This is a genomic window from Dickeya sp. MK7 (assembly GCF_000406305.1).
Taxonomy (GTDB): domain Bacteria; phylum Pseudomonadota; class Gammaproteobacteria; order Enterobacterales; family Enterobacteriaceae; genus Dickeya; species Dickeya fangzhongdai.
This window is the reverse complement of the sequence record NZ_CM001984.1, coordinates 3,030,191-3,048,919: the sequence shown is the minus strand read 5'-3', so window position 1 is coordinate 3,048,919 and position 18,729 is coordinate 3,030,191. Positions and strand designations below refer to the sequence as shown.

The 18,729-nt window shown below is 55.9% G+C and carries 18 protein-coding genes; 15 read left to right on the top strand and 3 right to left on the bottom strand.

Features of this window, described 5'->3' with window-relative positions:
* Window positions 1–110: 110 nt before the first annotated feature.
* From lolC to cobB, 5 genes are all read left to right on the top strand, one after another.
* The gene (gene lolC / locus DXXMK7_RS13100; protein ID WP_038668061.1) at window positions 111–1,313 is read left to right on the top strand and encodes a lipoprotein-releasing ABC transporter permease subunit LolC; all 1,203 of its coding nucleotides are present in this window, start codon (window positions 111–113) and stop codon (window positions 1,311–1,313) included.
* Complete coding sequence (lolD, locus tag DXXMK7_RS13095) at window positions 1,306–2,013, top strand: lipoprotein-releasing ABC transporter ATP-binding protein LolD (protein ID WP_038919496.1); 708 nt, start codon at window positions 1,306–1,308, stop codon at window positions 2,011–2,013. Before lolC ends, lolD begins: the two co-directional genes overlap by 8 nt.
* The gene (gene lolE / locus DXXMK7_RS13090) at window positions 2,010–3,257 is read left to right on the top strand and encodes a lipoprotein-releasing ABC transporter permease subunit LolE (protein ID WP_038919495.1); all 1,248 of its coding nucleotides are present in this window, start codon (window positions 2,010–2,012) and stop codon (window positions 3,255–3,257) included. Before lolD ends, lolE begins: the two co-directional genes overlap by 4 nt.
* 63 nt (window positions 3,258–3,320) lie before the next feature.
* On the top strand, window positions 3,321–4,253 hold the full coding sequence (nagK, locus tag DXXMK7_RS13085; protein ID WP_038919494.1) for an N-acetylglucosamine kinase: 933 nt from the start codon (window positions 3,321–3,323) through the stop codon (window positions 4,251–4,253).
* An 86-nt stretch (window positions 4,254–4,339) separates the two neighbouring features.
* Window positions 4,340–5,164, top strand: coding sequence for a Sir2 family NAD+-dependent deacetylase (gene cobB / locus DXXMK7_RS13080; protein WP_038919492.1), 825 nt, complete (start codon window positions 4,340–4,342; stop codon window positions 5,162–5,164).
* On the opposite strand, the gene DXXMK7_RS13075 is transcribed toward cobB, so the two are convergent.
* Window positions 5,156–5,410 (bottom strand): hypothetical protein, encoded by a 255-nt coding sequence (locus DXXMK7_RS13075; protein WP_038919491.1) that lies wholly within the window; start codon window positions 5,408–5,410, stop codon window positions 5,156–5,158. The genes cobB and DXXMK7_RS13075 overlap by 9 nt on opposite strands.
* A gap of 283 nt (window positions 5,411–5,693) precedes the next feature.
* Here DXXMK7_RS13075 and btuC point away from each other — a divergent pair, with 283 nt between their 5' ends.
* The 10 genes from btuC (at window position 5,694) to DXXMK7_RS13025 (ending at window position 15,999) form a co-directional block, all read left to right on the top strand.
* The gene (gene btuC / locus DXXMK7_RS13070; protein WP_038921027.1) at window positions 5,694–6,695 is read left to right on the top strand and encodes a vitamin B12 ABC transporter permease BtuC; all 1,002 of its coding nucleotides are present in this window, start codon (window positions 5,694–5,696) and stop codon (window positions 6,693–6,695) included.
* A gap of 57 nt (window positions 6,696–6,752) precedes the next feature.
* The gene (locus DXXMK7_RS13065; protein WP_038919490.1) at window positions 6,753–7,304 is read left to right on the top strand and encodes a glutathione peroxidase; all 552 of its coding nucleotides are present in this window, start codon (window positions 6,753–6,755) and stop codon (window positions 7,302–7,304) included.
* Window positions 7,305–7,306: 2 nt separating this feature from the next.
* The gene (gene btuD / locus DXXMK7_RS13060; protein WP_038919489.1) at window positions 7,307–8,077 is read left to right on the top strand and encodes a vitamin B12 ABC transporter ATP-binding protein BtuD; all 771 of its coding nucleotides are present in this window, start codon (window positions 7,307–7,309) and stop codon (window positions 8,075–8,077) included.
* A gap of 250 nt (window positions 8,078–8,327) precedes the next feature.
* Window positions 8,328–8,792 carry an NlpC/P60 family protein gene (locus DXXMK7_RS13055; protein ID WP_038668077.1) on the top strand — a complete coding sequence of 155 codons (465 nt, stop codon included), beginning with the start codon at window positions 8,328–8,330 and terminating at the stop codon, window positions 8,790–8,792.
* A 47-nt stretch (window positions 8,793–8,839) separates the two neighbouring features.
* Complete coding sequence (locus DXXMK7_RS13050) at window positions 8,840–9,856, top strand: lipoate--protein ligase A (RefSeq protein WP_038921026.1); 1,017 nt, start codon at window positions 8,840–8,842, stop codon at window positions 9,854–9,856.
* Between the two features lie 350 nt (window positions 9,857–10,206).
* Window positions 10,207–10,941: an EAL domain-containing protein gene (locus DXXMK7_RS13045; RefSeq protein ID WP_038919488.1), complete on the top strand. Its 735-nt coding sequence runs from the start codon at window positions 10,207–10,209 to the stop codon at window positions 10,939–10,941.
* 154 nt (window positions 10,942–11,095) lie between these two features.
* On the top strand, window positions 11,096–12,547 hold the full coding sequence (locus tag DXXMK7_RS13040; protein WP_038919487.1) for a protein adenylyltransferase SelO: 1,452 nt from the start codon (window positions 11,096–11,098) through the stop codon (window positions 12,545–12,547).
* Between the two features lie 308 nt (window positions 12,548–12,855).
* A complete protein-coding gene (gene ldtD, locus DXXMK7_RS13035) occupies window positions 12,856–14,544 on the top strand; it encodes a L,D-transpeptidase (RefSeq protein ID WP_038919486.1) in 1,689 nt (562 codons plus the stop codon).
* A 202-nt stretch (window positions 14,545–14,746) separates the two neighbouring features.
* Window positions 14,747–15,295 carry a YcbK family protein gene (locus DXXMK7_RS13030; RefSeq protein ID WP_038919485.1) on the top strand — a complete coding sequence of 183 codons (549 nt, stop codon included), beginning with the start codon at window positions 14,747–14,749 and terminating at the stop codon, window positions 15,293–15,295.
* Between the two features lie 65 nt (window positions 15,296–15,360).
* Window positions 15,361–15,999, top strand: coding sequence for an MBL fold metallo-hydrolase (locus DXXMK7_RS13025; protein ID WP_038919484.1), 639 nt, complete (start codon window positions 15,361–15,363; stop codon window positions 15,997–15,999).
* A gap of 87 nt (window positions 16,000–16,086) precedes the next feature.
* On the opposite strand, the gene DXXMK7_RS13020 is transcribed toward DXXMK7_RS13025, so the two are convergent.
* Both DXXMK7_RS13020 and DXXMK7_RS13015 read right to left on the bottom strand, forming a co-directional pair.
* Window positions 16,087–17,277, bottom strand: a complete 1,191-nt coding sequence (locus DXXMK7_RS13020; RefSeq protein ID WP_038919482.1) for an amino acid aminotransferase — start codon at window positions 17,275–17,277, stop codon at window positions 16,087–16,089.
* A 218-nt stretch (window positions 17,278–17,495) separates the two neighbouring features.
* A complete protein-coding gene (locus tag DXXMK7_RS13015) occupies window positions 17,496–18,596 on the bottom strand; it encodes a porin (protein ID WP_038919481.1) in 1,101 nt (366 codons plus the stop codon).
* Between the last annotated feature and the right edge of the window lie 133 nt (window positions 18,597–18,729).

Below are 18,729 nucleotides of genomic sequence, written 5' to 3'. Positions count from 1 at the left end.
TATCCACTAAGAAAAAGTCGGGAAGAGAGAGGGTTAGGGTTCCATAAAGTGGTACTACCCTTTATTATCCTTGTTCACTTTGCTTTAGCAACCTCATCCAGACGGATTTCATGTATCAACCTGTCGCACTTTTCATCGGCCTGCGCTACATGCGAGGGCGGGCCGCGGACCGCTTCGGGCGGTTTGTTTCCTGGTTGTCCGCTATTGGCATCACCCTCGGCGTGATGGCGCTGGTCACCGTGCTGTCGGTGATGAACGGCTTTGAGCGGGAACTGGAAAACAGCATTCTGGGGCTGATGCCTCAGGCCATCATCACCACGCCGCAAGGCTCCCTTGACCCGCAGACGCTGCCGTCTTCTTCGCTGTCCAGCCTGAAAGGCATCAGCCGTGTCGCGCCGCTGACGACCGGCGACGTGGTGCTGCAAAGCGCCCGCAGCGTGGCGGTGGGCGTGATGCTCGGCGTTAACCCCGACGAGCAGGAGCCGCTGGCGAACTACCTGGTCAATACCCGTTTGCAGCAACTGCAGCCGGGGCAGTATCAGGTGATTCTCGGCGAGCGGTTGGCCAGTCAGCTTGGCGTTAAGCCGGGCGACCAGTTACGGCTGATGGTCACCAGCGCCAGCCAACTGACGCCGATGGGGCGCGTGCCCAGCCAGCGTTTGTTTACCGTGGCCGGCACCTTTTCCGCCCGCAGCGAAGTGGATGGCTATCAGTTGCTGGTCAATCAGCAGGACGCCTCACGCCTGATGCGCTACCCGCTCGGCAACATTACCGGCTGGCGGCTGTGGCTCAATCAGCCGCTGGCGGTGGACACGCTCAGTCAGCAGGCGTTGCCGCCGGGGACGGCGTGGAAAGACTGGCGCGAACGCAAAGGCGAGCTGTTCCAGGCGGTGAGGATGGAGAAAAACATGATGGGGCTGCTGCTAAGCCTGATTGTGGCCGTCGCCGCGTTCAATATCATTACCTCGTTGGGCTTGCTGGTGATGGAAAAACAGGGCGAGGTCGCTATTTTGCAGACGCAGGGGCTGACCCGCCGCCAGATTATGGCGGTATTTATGGTACAGGGCGGCGGTGCCGGTGTGATGGGGGCGCTGGTCGGGGCGATACTGGGCATGGTGCTGGCCAGTCAGCTCAATACACTGATGCCGATGCTCGGGCTGCTGATTGACGGCGGCGCGCTGCCGGTGCAGATCCTGCCGGCGCAGGTGATCGCCATTGCGCTGGTGGCGATGCTGCTGGCGCTGCTTTCCACGCTTTATCCTTCCTGGCGCGCGGCCGCCACCCATCCCGCAGAGGCTTTACGTTATGAGTAATTCACCTTTATTGCAGTGTCGTCAGCTGTGTAAACGCTATCAGGAAGGCAACCTGTCCACCGATGTGCTGCGCGATGTGTCATTCGAGATGCAGACAGGCGAAATGATGGCGATCGTCGGCAGTTCCGGCTCGGGCAAGAGTACGTTGTTGCATTTGCTGGGCGGGTTGGATTCACCGACGTCCGGCGACGTGATATTTCAGGGCCAGACGCTGAACCAGCTGTCGGCCGCCGCCAAAGCGGCGATACGCAACCGCGAGCTGGGTTTCATCTATCAGTTTCATCACCTGCTGCCGGACTTCACCGCGCTGGAAAACGTGGCGATGCCGCTGTTGATAGGCAATGTGGCGCCGAAAGAGGCGAAAGAGAAGGCGCAGGCCATGCTGGCCGCCGTTGGTCTGGCTCAGCGCAGTCAGCACCGCTCTTCAGAACTGTCCGGCGGCGAGCGTCAGCGGGTGGCGATTGCGCGCGCGCTGGTCAATAGCCCGTCGCTGGTGCTGGCGGACGAACCTACCGGCAACCTCGATCAACGCACTACCGACGCCATTTTCGAACTGCTGGGTGAGCTGAATGTGCGTCAGGGCACCGCTTTTCTGGTGGTGACCCATGACCTGCGTTTAGCCAGCCGCCTTGGCCGTCAGCTGGAAATGCGCGACGGTCAGTTGCAGCAGGAGTTGACCCTGATGGGGACGCCGCAATGACCTTTCCTCCGCTTTCGCTGCTGGTTGGATTGCGCTTCAGCCGTGGGCGCCGCCGCAGCGGCATGGTGTCGCTGATTTCGGTGATTTCCACCCTGGGTATTGCGCTCGGCGTGGCGGTGCTGATCGTCGGTCTGAGCGCGATGAACGGCTTCGAGCGCGAGCTAAACAACCGTATTCTGGCCGTGGTGCCGCATGGCGAAATCGAAGCGGCCAACCAGCCGTTCCGGGACTGGCAACCGCTGTTGCCGAAGATTGAACGTGTTCCCGGCGTTGCCGCCGCGGCGCCTTACGTCAGTTTTACCGGTTTGCTGGAAAACGGCGCCAGCCTGAAGGCGATCCAGTTCAAAGGCGTGGATCCCGAACAGGAATTGAAACTTAGCGCGCTGCCGCAGTTCGTGCAGGATAACGCCTGGTCGCGTTTTCATGCCGGCGCGCAGCAAGTCATTATCGGCAAGGGCGTGGCGGATACGCTGGGCGTGAAAAACGGCGACTGGGTAACCGTGATGATTCCCAATAGCGACCCGCAGATGAAACTGCTGCAGCCGAAACGCATTCGGTTGCAGGTGGCCGGTATTTTGCAGCTAAGCGGCCAACTGGATCACAGCCTGGCGCTGGTGCCGCTGGCCGATGCTCAGCAGTATCTGGAACTGGGCGACGGCATCACCGGTATCGCCATCAAGGCGCAGGATGTGTTTGCCGCTCAGAAGCTGGTGCGTGACGCCGGCGAGGCCATCAATGTCTATGTGTATATTCGCAGTTGGATCGGCACTTACGGCTATATGTACCGCGATATTCAAATGGTCCGCACCATCATGTACCTGGCGATGGTGCTGGTCATCGGCGTGGCCTGCTTCAACATCGTTTCCACGCTGGTGATGGCGGTGAAAGACAAAAGCGGAGATATTGCCGTATTACGGACGCTGGGAGCGGGCGACGGGCTGATCCGCGCCATTTTTGTCTGGTACGGTCTGCTGGCCGGACTGCTCGGCAGCGTGGTGGGTACGGTCTTGGGGATTGTCGTCACGCTGCAACTGACCCCGATCATTCGCGGTCTTGAGGCGCTTACCGGCCATCGTTTTCTGTCCGGCGATATTTATTTCATCGATTTTCTGCCGTCGGAGCTGCATATGATGGATGTGATTATCGTGCTGGCCACTTCGCTGGTGCTGAGCCTGATTGCCAGCTGGTATCCGGCCCGCCGCGCCAGCCGCATCGACCCGGCCCGGATATTGAGCGGCCAGTAAACCCGCGCGTCACTGCGCGAGCGCAGTGGCGGCGTCATGCTGTCTGAAGCTGAGGGAGCGTCCATGTATTACGGTTTTGACATCGGAGGCACCAAGATCGAGCTGGCGGTGTTTGACGCCGATCTGCAGCGTATCTGGCAAAAACGGATTCCCACTCCCCGGGACGATTATGATCTCCTGCTGCGCACCCTGCTGACCCTGACTGAAGAAGCCGATGCGTTTGTCGGCGGGCGCGGATTGGTCGGCGTGGGGGTGCCCGGAATGGAGAATGCCGACGATGGTACTCTGTTCGCCGCGAATCTGCCCGCCGCCATGGGGCGGCCGTTGCGCGCCGATCTCAGCCGATTGCTGCAACGCGAGGTTCGGCTCAGCAACGACGCCAACTGTTTTGCGCTTTCGGAAGCCTGGGACGAGGCGTTTCGCTCCTATCCGGTGGTGCTGGGGATTATTCTCGGCACCGGCATGGGCGGCGGTCTGGTGGTCAATGGGCAGGTGGTGGACGGGAAGAATGGCATCGCTGGCGAATTCGGTCATTTTCGTTTGCCGGTTGACGCATTGGATATTCTCGGTGAGACGATCCCGCGCGTAAAATGCGGCTGCGGTCGCGTCGGTTGTGTGGAAAACTACCTCTCCGGGCGTGGGTTCGAATGGTTATATGCGCATTTCAACCCGCGTACGCTGTCGGCGCCGGAAATTATTGCGGCGTTCTACGCCGGCGATCCAGAGGCGCAGGCGCATGTGGATCGCTATCTGGCGTTGCTGGCGGTGTGTCTCGGCAATCTGCTGACGCTGGTTGACCCGCATCTGGTGGTGCTGGGCGGCGGCTTGTCGAATTTTGACGAGATTTATCGCCAGTTGCCGCAGCGATTGCCGGGCAGCCTGTTGCCGGTGGCCCGCGTGCCGCGTATTGAAAAAGCCCGTTATGGCGATGCGGGCGGCGTGCGCGGCGCAGCATTGCTACACTTGATGGGTCAGCCGACGCCGCGTCAGTCCTAATGACGGGCACGACTGACAATCCCGCTGTCAGGGCGGACGCAGAGCGTATTAGTCGATGCGCTCTCAAGACAATCTAAGGAGCAGACATGCACTCGCGTCAGCGATTACACCGTTTTCGGCAGCGAAAGCGTCTCCGTCATCAGCGTTTGTGTGCCCGCATTTTTCATCTTGATTATCTGGTGGTCAAAAACGTGAATAAACCACGTGTTGTTGTCCTTACCGGAGCAGGGATTTCTGCCGAATCCGGTATTCGCACGTTTCGTGCCTCGGATGGACTGTGGGAAGAGCATCGGGTGGAGGATGTCGCCACCCCGGAAGGGTTTCATCGCGATCCGCAAACGGTTCAGAATTTTTACAACCAGCGTCGCCGCCAGTTACAACAGCCGGAGATTGCGCCCAACGCCGCGCATCTGGCGCTGGCGGAACTGGAAGCGGCGCTTGGCGATCATTTTCTGCTGGTAACCCAGAACATTGACAATCTGCATGAGCGCGCCGGCAGCAAGCGCATCATCCACATGCATGGCGAGCTGTTGAAAGTGCGTTGCAGCCAGAGCGGGCAGGTCTTTGAGTGGACGGGCGACGTTTCGGTGGATGAGCGTTGCCACTGCTGCCAGTTTCCGGCGCCGTTGCGTCCGCACGTGGTGTGGTTCGGTGAAATGCCACTGGAGATGGAACGCATTTATCATGCGTTGTCGCAAGCAGACCTGTTTGTTGCCATCGGTACCTCGGGCAACGTCTATCCGGCCGCCGGCTTTGTGCACGAAGCACAGGTACACGGCGCGCATACCGTGGAACTGAACCTGGAGCCCAGCCAGGTGCAGAGCCAGTTCGACGAACACATCTATGGTCCTGCCAGCAAAGTGGTGGCGGAATTCGTTCGCACCTGGCTGGCGCGACACCCGTCAGCCTGAACCTGATGACTTGCCCGCCCAGCGCGGGCGTATGGCGCTGGGCATGGGGTCGTTCAGCGGCGGATGTTCCTGCATCAGCGCATCACGGCGGGCGCGCAGGCACTCTTCAATCTGGTCGAATGGCAGGTTGGCTTCGTGGTTGTAGAAGCTGTATTCGCATTCGACGCAGTTGCCGGATGGCTCGGTCTGCCGGCTTTCGTTTTTTCGCCGGCCGCTATACAGCGTGCGCCAAAGGGATGTCAGCATAATTTACCCCGCAGAATGACTGGTTGATGATGATCTAACAGATGTGTTGATAATGACCTATAGATATAAAGGTAGCCGAGATTGCGGCGATTAAAAAACAATCAATCTGGATAAGATAATCACATCTCATACAATGCGGCGGGGGAATGGGTCATGATCCCTGGCGGCATACTTTGCGAGCCGCTTTCCATTCCCTGGCGAAAATTCACGGCATCAGCTTGATATCACTGCGGATATGCGCATCATGATTGCCATTGTCCGATTTTTCATTGCAGGCGACCCCATGCAGTCAACCCCGGTGCGTTATACCCAACTGAAACAGCAGCAGCGCAGGCGAGATCGCCAACGGCTGTTGGGGTTATGGCTGTTGCTGGCGGTCGGCGTGGCGATAAGCCTGTGCGCCGGCGAGCGCTGGATTGGGCCGGCGCACTGGCTGGATTCGGACTCATCGTTGTTTATCTGGCAGCTCAGATTGCCGCGCACGCTGGCGGTGATGCTGGTCGGAGCGGGGTTGGCGATGGGCGGCGCGGTGATGCAGGCGGTGTTCGATAATCCGCTGGCCGAACCGGGGTTGCTCGGCGTATCCAGCGGCGCGGGCGTGGCGCTGGTGCTGGCGGTGCTGATAGGACAAGGGATGCTGCCGGTCTGGAGCCTCAGCCTGTGCGCCATCGCAGGCGCGCTGCTGGTGACACTGATGTTGCTGCGTTTTTCCCGCGCCGGGGTGTCCAACGCGCGCCTGCTGCTGATCGGGGTGGCGCTGAGCATTATCTGCAACGCGCTGATGACCTGGGTTGTCTATTTCAGCACCAGCCTCGATTTGCGCCAGCTGATGTACTGGATGATGGGGGGATTCAGCGGGGTCGACTGGCGTTACGGCGGATTGATGTTGCTGATGCTGCCGCTGCTGGCCTGGCTGGCGCGTTGCGGCGGGGTGCTCAATCAACTGGCGCTGGGCGAGCTGGCCGCCCGGCAGTTGGGGGTCGCGGTATTTTACTGGCGCAATGTGCTGGTGTTGGCGATGGGCGCGCTGGTGGGCATCAGCGTAGCGCTGGCTGGAGTGATCGGCTTTGTCGGGTTGGTCATCCCGCATATTTTGCGCTTGTGCGGGCTGACCGATCAGCGCTATCTATTAACCGGGTGCGGGCTGGCTGGCGCCGCTGTGCTGATGCTGGCGGATACGCTGGCGCGCACGTTGCTGGCGACGGCGGAGCTGCCGGTTGGCGTAGTCACCGCCACGTTGGGAGCGCCCTGGTTTATCTGGCTGCTGCTGCGCCATCAGGCGTGATCCCCGCAATGATGAACAGGCCGGCGGCAAGCCGGTGTGACGAAAAAGGAACAGACGATGAGCAATACGCTATACGCAATTCCCCTGCAAACTATCGATGGCCGTCAGGCATCGCTGGAAAACTGGCGCAACAACGTGCTGCTGGTGGTCAACGTCGCCTCGCAGTGCGGGCTGACCAAGCAATATGAAGCGCTGGAGAATCTGTATGAAACCTATCGTGACCGCGGGTTTGCGGTACTGGGGTTTCCCTCCAACGAATTTGCCGGGCAGGAGCCGGGCAGCAATGAAGAGATACACGCGTTTTGTCGTGGGACGTTCGGCGTACAGTTCCCGATGTTTGGCAAAATTGACGTCAACGGGAGCGGGCGCCATCCGTTGTATCAGGCGTTGATTCAGGCGCAACCGGAGGCGCTGCGGCCGCAGGGTAGTGAATTTTACGAGCGCCGCGTCAGCAAAGGGCAGGCGCCGGCTCATCCGGGCGATATCCTGTGGAACTTCGAAAAATTTCTGATCAATCGCCGTGGCGAGGTGATAGCGCGTTTCTCGCCGGATATGACGCCGGATGACGGCGCGATTATCAAAGCTATTGAGCAGGCGCTGGCGCAGTAACGGTGTCTGCCCAACCGCTGCTGTACCTGCACAACGTTAGCGTCGCCGGACGTTTGTCATCGGTGGCGGTGCGTTGCCGCCCGGGCGAACTGGTGCACATTATTGGCCCCAATGGCGCGGGTAAGAGCACGCTGCTGGCGTTAATGGCCGGATTACAGCCGGGGGACGGCGAGACGCTGCTGTTGGGGCAGGCGATTGCCGACTGGTCGGCGCGCGATCTGGCGAGGGTACGCGCCTACCTGCCGCAACACCATAGCGCACTGGCGTTGATGCCGGTGTTCCAGTACCTGCAGTTGCACCAGCCGTCGCGTTGCGATGCTGAAAGCGTGGATAAGGTGGTGCAGCAGTTGGCCGAGCGATTGTCGCTGACGGATAAACTACGTCGTCCGCTGGCCCGGCTTTCCGGCGGCGAATGGCAACGGGTCAGATTGGCGGCGGTGCTGCTGCAAGTCTGGCCGACGCTCAATCCTTCAGCCCGGTTATTGTTGCTGGATGAACCGGCCGCCAGTCTGGATATCGCCCAGCGTGTGGCGCTGGATTCATTGCTGGCAGAGCTGTGCCGGGCCGGGATTGCGGTCATTGCGTCGGGCCACGACCTGAACCATACCCTGCATCATGCCGACCGGGTATGGCTGATGTCGCGTGGCGGGCTGATGGCGCAAGGGGCGGTCGCTGATGTGATGCAGCCGGAAACGCTGTCCCCGGTATTTGGGGTGGCGTTTACGCGTTATGCGCTGGACGGCCGCCATTGGATGCTGGCGCAGCAGGAATGACGGCATCGGGGGAAGCCCCGATGCCGGGTCGATATGGTTTCCGGTTGGTTCGCGGGTGACGCCAGGCAAAATGTTCTTCGTAACGCGCTGTCACAACAGAAAAATTCTCTGTTTTCGGCCGATTAATGCCCGGGCGCAAATGATAATATAACGTAATTCGGTTTTTGTGGGTGTTCTTCACCAACAACTGTTCTTCATCAACAACTGTTCTTCGTCAACAGTTATTCCCCGTCAACAGCGAGCACGATGCATGAAGTTCTGGAGATTCTGGTTAATACTGATGGCGCTGTTTCTGGCTGGATGCAGCAGCCACGTTCCGCAGAGTACTCGCCTGGGCGATGCCGGCGAGGTGCGGGCGCAGTTGCACGCCCAACTGGCAAAGTGGCGTGGCACGCCATATCGCTATGGCGGGCTGGATCAGAACGGCATCGATTGTTCCGGTTTTGTTTATCTGACGTTTCGTGACCGGTTCGGCTTGACGCTGCCGCGCTCGACGGAGGAGCAGACTGAAGTCGGCACTCGCGTCGATCGTGACGCATTGCTGCCGGGCGACCTGGTCTTTTTCCGTACCGGCAGCGGCGAAAATGGGCTGCATGTCGGCATCTACGACAACAATGATCAGTTTATTCATGCCTCCACCAGCCGCGGCGTTATGCGATCGTCGCTGAACAACGTTTACTGGAAACGGGCCTATTGGCAGGCCCGTCGCATCTGATTTTCCGACCGCCCAGCGGCGGTCAACCTGCTATTCGGAGTTTCGCCATGCCTGCACTGCGTTTGTTGATTTCCGACTCTGTCGATCCCTGGTTCAATCTGGCGGTGGAGGAGTGCATTTTCCGGCAGATGCCGACCACGCAGCGGGTACTGTTTTTATGGCGCAATGCGGAAACCGTGGTGATCGGTCGGGCGCAGAACCCGTGGAAAGAATGTAATACCCGGCGCATGGAGCAGGATGGCATCAAACTGGCGCGGCGCAGTAGTGGCGGCGGGGCGGTATTCCACGATCTCGGCAATACCTGTTTTACCTTCATGGCGGGCAAACCCGGCTATGACAAGAGCGTTTCCACCGGCATTATCCTGCGGGCGCTGGCAATGTGCGGGGTGACGGCGCAGGCATCAGGGCGCAACGACCTGGTGGTTGAAACTGCGGATGGTGTAAGAAAAATTTCCGGTTCCGCCTATCGGGAAAGCGCCGATCGCGGTTTTCATCATGGGACGTTATTGCTGGCGGCCAACCTTTCCCGTCTGGCCGATTACCTCAATCCGGATGTTAAGAAATTGCAAGCCAAAGGCATTGCATCGGTACGTTCGCGGGTGGCTAATCTGGCGGAGTTGTTGCCGGGGATTAGCCATGAGGCGATTTGCGATGCCGTTACGCAGGCATTTTTCGAACATTATCAAACCCGGTGCCAACCGGAGATTATCTCACCTGACGTTTTACCGGATCTGCCAGGGTTCGCTGAATTGTTCGCGCGCCAGAGCAGTTGGGCGTGGAATTTTGGTCAGGCGCCGGAATTTACCCATATGCTGGATACCCGTTTTGACTGGGGTGGCGTGGAACTGCATTTCGACGTGGAGCGTGGCGTCATCAGCCGTTGTCAGCTCTTTACCGATAGCCTCAATCCCACTCCGCTGGAAGCGCTGGCGGAGCGGCTGGAAGGGGTGTCATACCGTCCGGATGCGCTGGTGGCTGTTGGCGAGCGGCTGGCGGAGGATTTTCCCCAACAGCATAACGAAATAAACGCATTGATTGTCTGGTTATCGGAAAGTATTCGTTAATAATTTGAAATGGGTATTAGGGCTTTGTCTGAAAAATGAAAAACGGATTGTTTTTCGATACCACCGAATTATAGATTAGTGTCGGTTCTGGTAGTAACCAAATGGGTATTCGCGTGAAGAAAAGGATTGAGATTATTTATCATATCTTCTTACGGGTATTTAGGCGTACGATTGTTGAATCGGAATAATAGCTGCTGAATCAGCATAATATTATGTGCCCCGTTTGAGTATCATAGTTAATAATCTTTAATGTTTCTGGAGTGGTAGCAGCGAATAGGATTCAGGTCAGGCATGCATTGTCTGGCTGCCCGTTACGGCGGGTTTAACCTTTTTAATCTGGCTATAACACTATGCGTATCCAGCTTGAAGTTGACTATGTCAGTCAGTATCTTTTCTCTCCGATTTATCATCTGGATTCACGGTTGCTGGCGCTAGAGATGATCGGACGTTTCCAGAGCACGGCAGGAAGTCTGTCCATGCCACAGGAAATCTTACTGGGCATGCTGAACCATCGGCAGAAGCGAACCTTGCTGAGAGAGCAACTGGCAATCCTGAAGGATAAATCAACCTGGTTTATCAATAACCGGGTGACTGTTCTGCTGAAGATCGATCATACATTGACGGAGTTTCTGGTTAATGACGAGTCGCTGGGCCAGGAGTTTCGCGCGCTGCCTTTTTTGCAGCTTGAAATTAATGAGAGTTTTCCTGATATATCCCGTGGGCGGGATAATTCTCAACTGACTAAATTAAGCCAGTCTTTCCATTTATGGCTGGATAATTTCGGTTCCGGAAAAATGAATCTGAAGCCATTTTATGATGGTATGGTTGCCAGTGTGAAAATGGACGCCGCGTTTATCAATAAATTATTAACCCGACCCGCGTCTGTTTCTATTATTAATCCGATGTTGCAGGTGATGAAAAAACATTGCCCCTCGCTGAAAGTCGTGGCGAAAGGGATTGATAATATAGCCAGTTTTGAAAAAATATGTGAGCTTGACGTCAACGCTGTCCAGGGACAATTATGGCCGAGCTTGCCGCCGGAAGCGCTGGATAATGCGCTGATGCCGGTTGCCTGTTACGGTTAGCCAATGCGGGCGTCCGGCTGCGGCTGGCGCCTGCTGCTTGTTGGTCATACGCTATCTATATTATTTGTTAATGTTTCCATACGGCTAATATCCCTGTATTTATTCCGTGTTAATTCTCCTGCCGCGGTTCTACACTGACGGAAAAGGGGGAATTATGTCGCATCACCTTCTGTTTAATAACCATTATCACCAGCAACTACCGGGGTTTTACACCGAGCTGACGCCCACGCCATTGCAGGGGGCGCGTTTGCTATATCATAACGCCACGCTTGCTCAGGAACTGGGGTTATCGGACGACTGGTTTGACGGCGACAACCGCCGAATCTGGACCGGAGAACGGCTGTTGCCGGGCATGGCGCCGCTGGCTCAGGTATACAGCGGTCATCAGTTCGGGGGCTGGGCCGGGCAGTTGGGTGATGGACGCGGCATCCTGCTCGGACAACAGCAACTGGCGGATGGACGTACACAAGACTGGCATCTTAAAGGCGCGGGATTGACCCCCTATTCACGCATGGGCGACGGCCGGGCGGTATTGCGCTCGGTGGTGCGCGAATTTCTGGCGTCGGAAGCGCTACACCATCTCGGCATTCCCACTACGCGTGCGCTGACTATCGTCAGCAGCGACCATCCGGTACAGCGTGAGCAGGAAGAGCGGGGGGCGATGCTATTGCGAGTGGCGGATAGCCATGTCCGTTTCGGTCACTTCGAACATTTCTATTACCGCCGCGAACCGGAAAAGGTGCGTCAGCTGGCGGAGTACGTCATCGCATGCCACTGGCCGCAGTGGCAGCAGGAAACCGATCGCTATTACCTGTGGTTCAGCGATGTTGTGGAACGCACTGCGCGATTGATTGCTCACTGGCAGGCCGTTGGCTTTGCCCACGGTGTGATGAATACCGACAATATGTCCATTCTTGGCCTTACCATCGACTACGGCCCGTACGGTTTTATGGACGATTATCAGCCCGGCTACATCTGTAACCATTCGGACCATCAGGGGCGTTACGCATTCGATAATCAGCCGGCGGTGGCGTTGTGGAACCTGCACCGCCTGGCGCAGTCGCTATCGGGGTTGATGTCCAGCGATATCCTGCAACGGGCGTTGGATCGCTATGAGCCCGCGTTGATGCAACGTTTCGGCGAACTGATGCGCGCCAAACTCGGTTTTGATACGCCGCAGGCGCAGGATAACGAATTGCTGGTGGGGCTGTTGAAGCTGATGCAGCGCGAGCAGGCGGACTATACCCACATTTTTCGACTATTGTCGGAAACAGAACGGCACAGCAGCCACTCACCGTTACAGGACGTGTTTATCGATCGCCCGGTATTTGACGATTGGTTCAGCGCGTACCGTCAGCGGCTGGCGTTGGAAAGCGTTGACGACGCGGAGCGCCAGCGTCGGATGAAGCAGGCCAATCCGCGTTATGTGTTACGCAATTATCTGGCTCAGCAGGCGATAGAACAGGCGGAGCGGGAGGATATCGGCTTACTCGGGCGCTTGCACCGGGCGTTGCGTCAACCCTATGCGGAGCAGCCGGACATGGCCGATCTGGCCGCGTTGCCGCCGACATGGGGCAAGCATCTGGAGATTTCCTGTTCCAGCTAAAATACGTGGCCTCGGTAGGCGAGTCTGATGGGGAACGATAAGATAACTGACTGTATGATGGTCAGAATTAGGGGAGTAACTGGCTTATTATTTCCCATGCCACGCCGTAAAATCAGTATAAACTAGGGAGTACCCCGCCATTATTCGTGACGCGGTTTGCCCGTCAGGGCGAACTATTCCGAGCGCCACGGCGGTTTGTTGCAACGGATATATCGGTTGCGAAAAATAATTGGCTAACAGAAACAGGCCGGTTGCGAAAAACGCAGTGTGATAAAAGCAGTGTCATTTTATGTACAGGGGATAAATGGATGTTGTTAGTCAAACGAAATACACAAAGACTGCTTCTGGGGGTAGCCAGCTCGATTTGGCTGGGTAGTCTGTTGACTTCGTTTTCCGCTCAGGCGGCTTCGCCGATTGCACCGGGCAATGCAGTGTCATCGGCCGCGTCAAAAAGTCATACCTCTGTTACCGCTGGTTTGCCCGCCGGTATTTCACCTCATTATCTTGGCGAATTGACCGCGCTTTATACGCGCCAGCACATGCAACCGATGTGGAGCGACAGCCACGTCGTCAAAGCGTTTCAGCAGCAACTGGCGGAAGTCGCGCTTTCCGGTATTCAACCGCAATTCACTACCTGGGTCACCTGGCTGACCGACCCGAAATTAAACGGTTTTGCCCGTGATGTGGTGCTGTCGGACGCCATGCTCGGGTACATGCAGTTTGTTGCCGGGGTGGAGAAAAACGGCAACAGCTGGTTGTACAGCAGCGTTCCCTATAAGTTGGCTATGCCATCGGCGGAGATGATTGAGCAGTGGCAGCGGGCGGTTGCATCGGGCAACGGGCTGGCGTTTATTGCGTCGCTGGCGCCTCGTCATTCCCAGTATGCAAAAATGCACGACGCGTTGAAAAACATGCTGACGGACAACCGTCCCTGGCCGAAACTTATACTGGCGGACTCATTGCGTCCCGGCGATGAAAGCAACGCGTTACCGGTTTTAAAAGAGATTCTGCTGCGAACCGGCATGTTGAATCAGGATGGTGCCGCGATGCCGCTGTTTAATGAGGCGTCGTCAGGTGATACATCGCCGCTGCGTTATGACGGAGCGGTTGTGGATGCGGTGAAACGCTTCCAGCACTCGCAAGGGCTGCAGGATGACGGCGTGATTGGTAAACGAACCCGCGACTGGCTCAATGTCTCTTCGCAGATGCGTGCTACGTTGCTGGCGTTGAATATCCAGCGCCTGCGGCTGGTGCCGGACAAGGTCAGCAGCGGCATCGTGGTTAATATTCCCAACTACTCGCTCAGTTACTATCAGAATGGCGCGGAGATTTTGTCGTCAAAGGTGATTGTCGGTCAGCCTAAACGCAAGACGCCGCTGATGAACAGTTCGCTGAGCAATGTGGTGATGAATCCGCCGTGGAACGTGCCTACCACGCTTACCCGTCAGGACATCATTCCTAAGGTGATTCAGGACCCGGGGTATCTGCAGCGCCACGGTTATACCGTACTGTCAGACTGGACCGAAAGCGCTCAGCCGATTGATCCTTCGATGATCGATTGGCCGATGGTTTCGGCCAGCAACTTCCCGTACCGCCTGCGTCAGGCGCCGGGGGACAGCAATTCGCTGGGGCGTTATAAGTTCAATATGCCGAATACGGACGCCATCTACCTGCATGATACGCCTAACCACAATTTGTTTCAGAGAGATATCCGGGCGCTGAGTTCGGGATGTGTGCGTGTTAACAAGGCATCGGAATTGGCGGCACTGTTATTGCAGGATGCCGGCTGGAACAATGCCCGTATTTCGTCAACCCTTGAGCAGGGCAACACCACTTATGTGGCGGTGCGCCAAAGAGTACCGGTGAATTTTTACTACCTGACTGCCTGGGTGGCTGACGATGGCAAACCGCAGTTCCGCACAGATATTTACAATTATGATGATACGGTGAAAACCGGCGCGCTGGCTTTGTCTAAGGTTGGATTATTATTACAGTAAGTATCCGTAATGCGGGCAATTCTCGGGTTGCGTCCACGGGCGTTGTCAGGCGAAAAGCGGTGGGACCTCGCGCCAGAGTTGGCGTAAAGCCGGTTGACGCTCCTGCCGCAGGCAGTTAAGGTGCGAAGCGGTGCATTTTTTACGTACCGCTTCACCTGTTGTTCTTCTCTTCGCTTTTTTTAGCCCAGGGTACTCAAGCTTTATGGAACACATTGATAATCATCGACGCAAATGGCTGGCGCTCGGCGGCGCGGCGTTAGGGATAGCACTGCTACCGGGTCAATCGCTGGCTTCGTTATCTACGGCTCGTCCGCGCATTCTTACGCTGAACAATATCAATACCGGTGAGCGCCTCAAAGTCGAATTCTTCGATGGTCGTCGTTATAACAAAGAAGAGTTATCCCGGTTAAACCATTTCTTCCGCGATTATCGGGCGAACAAGGTCAAAACCATCGACCCGGCGCTGTTTGATCAGCTATACCGCCTGCAAGTCATGTTGGGTTCTGCCAAGCCGGTACAGCTGATCTCGGGTTATCGTTCTTACAGCACCAATGAGGATTTACGGTCGCACAGTAAGGGCGTGGCAAAACAGAGCTATCACACCCAGGGAAAAGCCATGGATTTCCATATCGAAGGGGTCCAACTGGCTAATATCCGAAAAGCCGCGATGAAAATGCGTGCCGGCGGCGTTGGCTATTACCCGCAGAGCAATTTTGTGCACATTGATACCGGTGCGGTTCGCACCTGGTAACATGAATCACTGAGTAGGCGAAGTCGGCATTCCCTTGAACAAGGATTGAAGTAAAACGGAGCGGTATGAAGTACCAGATTATTCCAGTCACAGCTTTTAGCCAGAATTGCACGCTGTTATGGTGTGAAAAAACGTTGCAGGCCGCCATTGTTGATCCCGGCGGCGAAGCAGACAAAATCAAGCAGGTTGTGGCGCAGACCGGCGTGACGGTGACGCAGATTCTGTTGACGCATGGTCATCTGGACCATGTGGGCGCCGCCGCGGCGCTGGCTGAACATTTTCAGGTGCCGATCGTTGGCCCGCAACAGGCAGACGCCTTCTGGCTCGACGGGCTACCCGCCCAGAGTCGGATGTTTGGTTTGAATGATTGTCCGCCGCTGGTACCGACCCGCTGGCTGGAGGAAGGCGATACCGTCGCCATTGGCGAATCGGTATTATCGGTTCTGCACTGCCCGGGGCATACGCCGGGTCATGTGGTATTCATTGATGAACAGGCGCGTTTTGCACAGGTTGGCGATGTGATTTTTCGTGGCGGAGTAGGGCGTAGTGATTTCCCGCAAGGGAACCATCAGGCGCTGGTGGATTCCATCCGCAACAAGTTGTTCCCGCTGGGCGATGATATCGCTTTCATTCCGGGTCACGGACCCATGTCCACATTTGGTGAAGAGCGCCGTACTAACCCGTTTGTGCGCGATACTGACTGATTCCCATTGTATTGTGCAATAAAGAGGCCAGCATATTTGCTGGCCTTTTTGTCTGCATGCGCCCTTTAAAAAGGGCGGCAAGTATCATTACAGCACTGCAACGATGGCTTCGCACAGCGGCGCCATATTTTCCGGTGTCATGCCCGCCACGTTGATTCGGCCGGAGTTCACCGCGTAAATCCCAAATTCGTTGCGCAGACGCAGCACCTGATCCTTGCTCAGTCCACTGAAAGAGAACATGCCATTCTGATTGATGATAAAGGAGAAATCCTGATTGGCGCCTTTTTCCTGCAGCGTACTGACGAACAGGTGACGCATGCGCTGAATACGTTCACGCATTGCCGTCAGTTCCTGTTCCCAGATGTTACGCAGCGACTCGTTGGAGAGCACCGTCGCCACAACCGCCGCACCGTGTGACGGTGGGTTGGAATAGTTGGCGCGGATCGCCGCCTTGACCTGGCTGAATGCGGTGTCGACAGTAGCGGTATCTGCCGCCACAATAGTGCAGGCGCCGACACGCTCGTTGTACAAGCCAAAGTTCTTGGAGTAAGAACTGGCGACGATTAATTCTTTGTGTTTGGCGGCAAAAATACGCAACCCTTCGGCGTCTTCATCCAGACCACGGGCAAAACCCTGATAGGCGAAGTCAAACAACGGCAGCCAGCCTTTCTCCAGCGCCAGATCGGCCAACTGCGCCCACTGCGCTTGTGTTGGGTCGATGCCGGTGGGGTTATGACAACAGCCATGGAACAGCACAACATCGCCGGCCTGAGCCGCATTGAGGCTGGTCAGCATACCGTCGAAATCCAGCGCGTGGTTAACCGCATCGTAGTAAGTGTAATCACAGACTTCGAGGCCGACGGCAGTGAAAATATTTTTGTGGTTCGGCCAGCTCGGGTTACTGACCCAGATACGCTTGGCGCTGGTCTGGTTGGCAATGAAGTCTGCGGCGACACGCAGGCCACCGGTGCCGCCCGGCGTTTGTGCGGTGCGTGCTCGTTTATTCGCAATGATCTCGCTCTGCTTACTGAACAACAGTTCCTGAGTGCAACGGGCAAATTCCGGTATGCCATCGATACTCAGGTAGTTTTTGGTGGTTTCTGTTTCCAGCAACAGCTGTTCCGCTTTTTTAACACTGGTGAGTACCGGCGTCTTACCTGTTTCGTCTTTATAGACACCAATCCCCAGATTGATTTTATGAGGACGCTCGTCAGCGCGAAACAGGTCGGCCAGCCCCAGAATCGGGTCGGCAGGTGCGGCAGAGATTTTTTCAAACATTGCGAAGTAATCCATGACAGAGAGTAAACAGAAATAGCAGGTTAACGCCAGCGCCCGGCTTTGCCAACCGTTTGCATCAAAAGAAACGGAAATAATGGCGGGAAGGAATGTGGTGGTATAAATACCCAGTAGAGAAGAAGCAGACGAGATACCGCAGAAATAATAAAGCCAGGAACATGTCCTGGCTTTGCCTCTTTACGTTGAAAACGTAAAAGGGATTAGAACTGGTAGGTCAGGCCGGTGAAGACGCTGTTGTCAGTTTTCACGCCAGGCAGAGTGTTGTTATCTTTGTCAATCAGGTTGATTGCATATTCAACAGATGCAGACATATTTTTGTTGAAAGAATAGGTTGCGCCAACGCTGACGTATTTAACCAGGTCACCACTACGTTGGTTTGTCGTATCATCATAGCCTTTAGCTGATACATATGCCAAAGAAGGTTTCAGACCGAAGTCAAAGTTGTACTGAGCAACCGCTTCGAATACTTTTGTTTTATCGTAAACAAAGTAAGTAGCAGCTGATCCTGAACCAGTTTTAGAGTAGCTCAGGTTGTGGTATTCAGCATAAGACGCTGCAAGGTAGACGTTGTTTGCATCATATTTCAGGCCGGTAGCCCAAACTTCAGCTTTTTTGCCTTGACCAAATGAAGATGAAGTCATCTGGCTATTGGTACGATCGGCTGCAGCATAAGAAGCGACTACACCTACGCCAATCGGAGACGTGTAGGAGGAAGAGATACCCCAGCCATCACCAGTCTGTCTGGACAAATCGCTAGAATCTTCATGTTTGGCTTGGTATTGCACACCGAAGTCCCAACCCTGAACCAAACCGAAGAAGTTTTTGTTGCGATAAGTGGCCAGACCAGAGCTACGGCCAGTAATGTTGTCGGTGTAGCTGCTGTCACCGCCCCATTCCGGCAGAACGTCGGTATAAGAGATACCGTCGTAAGCAATACCGCGGTTACGACCGTAATCAAAAGAACCAAAATCGGCAAATTTCAGACCAGCATACGCATAACGAGTTTTGCTCTTGCTTGCGTTGGTGTCTTCGGCGTTTGATGCGTTGAATTCATATTCAAAACGGCCATAGCCAGTCAGATCGCTATTGATTTTGGTTTCACCGGTGAAACCCAGACGAGCATAGGTTTTATCACCATGAGGAAATAAACTGTCGTTCTGATCACCGAAAATGTAGCCTGCATGAAGTTTGCCGTTAAGATTCAGCTTGTTGCCGTCTTTGTTGTACACTTCAGCTGCATTTGCCGCGCCAGCAGCCAACAGAGCCGGGATTACCACTGCCAGAATATTACGTTTCATCATTATAAGTACCCTCATTGAGTCATATCATCTCAGTCACAAGCAAAAATTTACCTTCAATGGAACTTTTGCGTTGTGCCGATGTCTTTATACCCGTTGGCAGTGTTCCATCCACCCCCTGGTTTATCTACCCCAC

Bases quoted from the DNA above. Each gene is read 5' to 3' on its own strand.
- lolC (WP_038668061.1), top strand. From the start codon at position 111: ATGTATCAACCTGTCGCACTTTTCATCGGCCTGCGCTACATGCGAGGG.
- lolD (WP_038919496.1), top strand. From the start codon at position 1,306: ATGAGTAATTCACCTTTATTGCAGTGTCGTCAGCTGTGTAAACGCTAT.
- lolE (WP_038919495.1), top strand. From the start codon at position 2,010: ATGACCTTTCCTCCGCTTTCGCTGCTGGTTGGATTGCGCTTCAGCCGT.
- nagK (WP_038919494.1), top strand. From the start codon at position 3,321: ATGTATTACGGTTTTGACATCGGAGGCACCAAGATCGAGCTGGCGGTG.
- cobB (WP_038919492.1), top strand. From the start codon at position 4,340: ATGCACTCGCGTCAGCGATTACACCGTTTTCGGCAGCGAAAGCGTCTC.
- DXXMK7_RS13075 (WP_038919491.1), bottom strand. From the start codon at position 5,410: ATGCTGACATCCCTTTGGCGCACGCTGTATAGCGGCCGGCGAAAAAAC.
- btuC (WP_038921027.1), top strand. From the start codon at position 5,694: ATGCAGTCAACCCCGGTGCGTTATACCCAACTGAAACAGCAGCAGCGC.
- DXXMK7_RS13065 (WP_038919490.1), top strand. From the start codon at position 6,753: ATGAGCAATACGCTATACGCAATTCCCCTGCAAACTATCGATGGCCGT.
- DXXMK7_RS13055 (WP_038668077.1), top strand. From the start codon at position 8,328: ATGAAGTTCTGGAGATTCTGGTTAATACTGATGGCGCTGTTTCTGGCT.
- DXXMK7_RS13050 (WP_038921026.1), top strand. From the start codon at position 8,840: ATGCCTGCACTGCGTTTGTTGATTTCCGACTCTGTCGATCCCTGGTTC.
- DXXMK7_RS13045 (WP_038919488.1), top strand. From the start codon at position 10,207: ATGCGTATCCAGCTTGAAGTTGACTATGTCAGTCAGTATCTTTTCTCT.
- DXXMK7_RS13040 (WP_038919487.1), top strand. From the start codon at position 11,096: ATGTCGCATCACCTTCTGTTTAATAACCATTATCACCAGCAACTACCG.
- ldtD (WP_038919486.1), top strand. From the start codon at position 12,856: ATGTTGTTAGTCAAACGAAATACACAAAGACTGCTTCTGGGGGTAGCC.
- DXXMK7_RS13030 (WP_038919485.1), top strand. From the start codon at position 14,747: ATGGAACACATTGATAATCATCGACGCAAATGGCTGGCGCTCGGCGGC.
- DXXMK7_RS13025 (WP_038919484.1), top strand. From the start codon at position 15,361: ATGAAGTACCAGATTATTCCAGTCACAGCTTTTAGCCAGAATTGCACG.
- DXXMK7_RS13020 (WP_038919482.1), bottom strand. From the start codon at position 17,277: ATGTTTGAAAAAATCTCTGCCGCACCTGCCGACCCGATTCTGGGGCTG.
- DXXMK7_RS13015 (WP_038919481.1), bottom strand. From the start codon at position 18,596: ATGATGAAACGTAATATTCTGGCAGTGGTAATCCCGGCTCTGTTGGCT.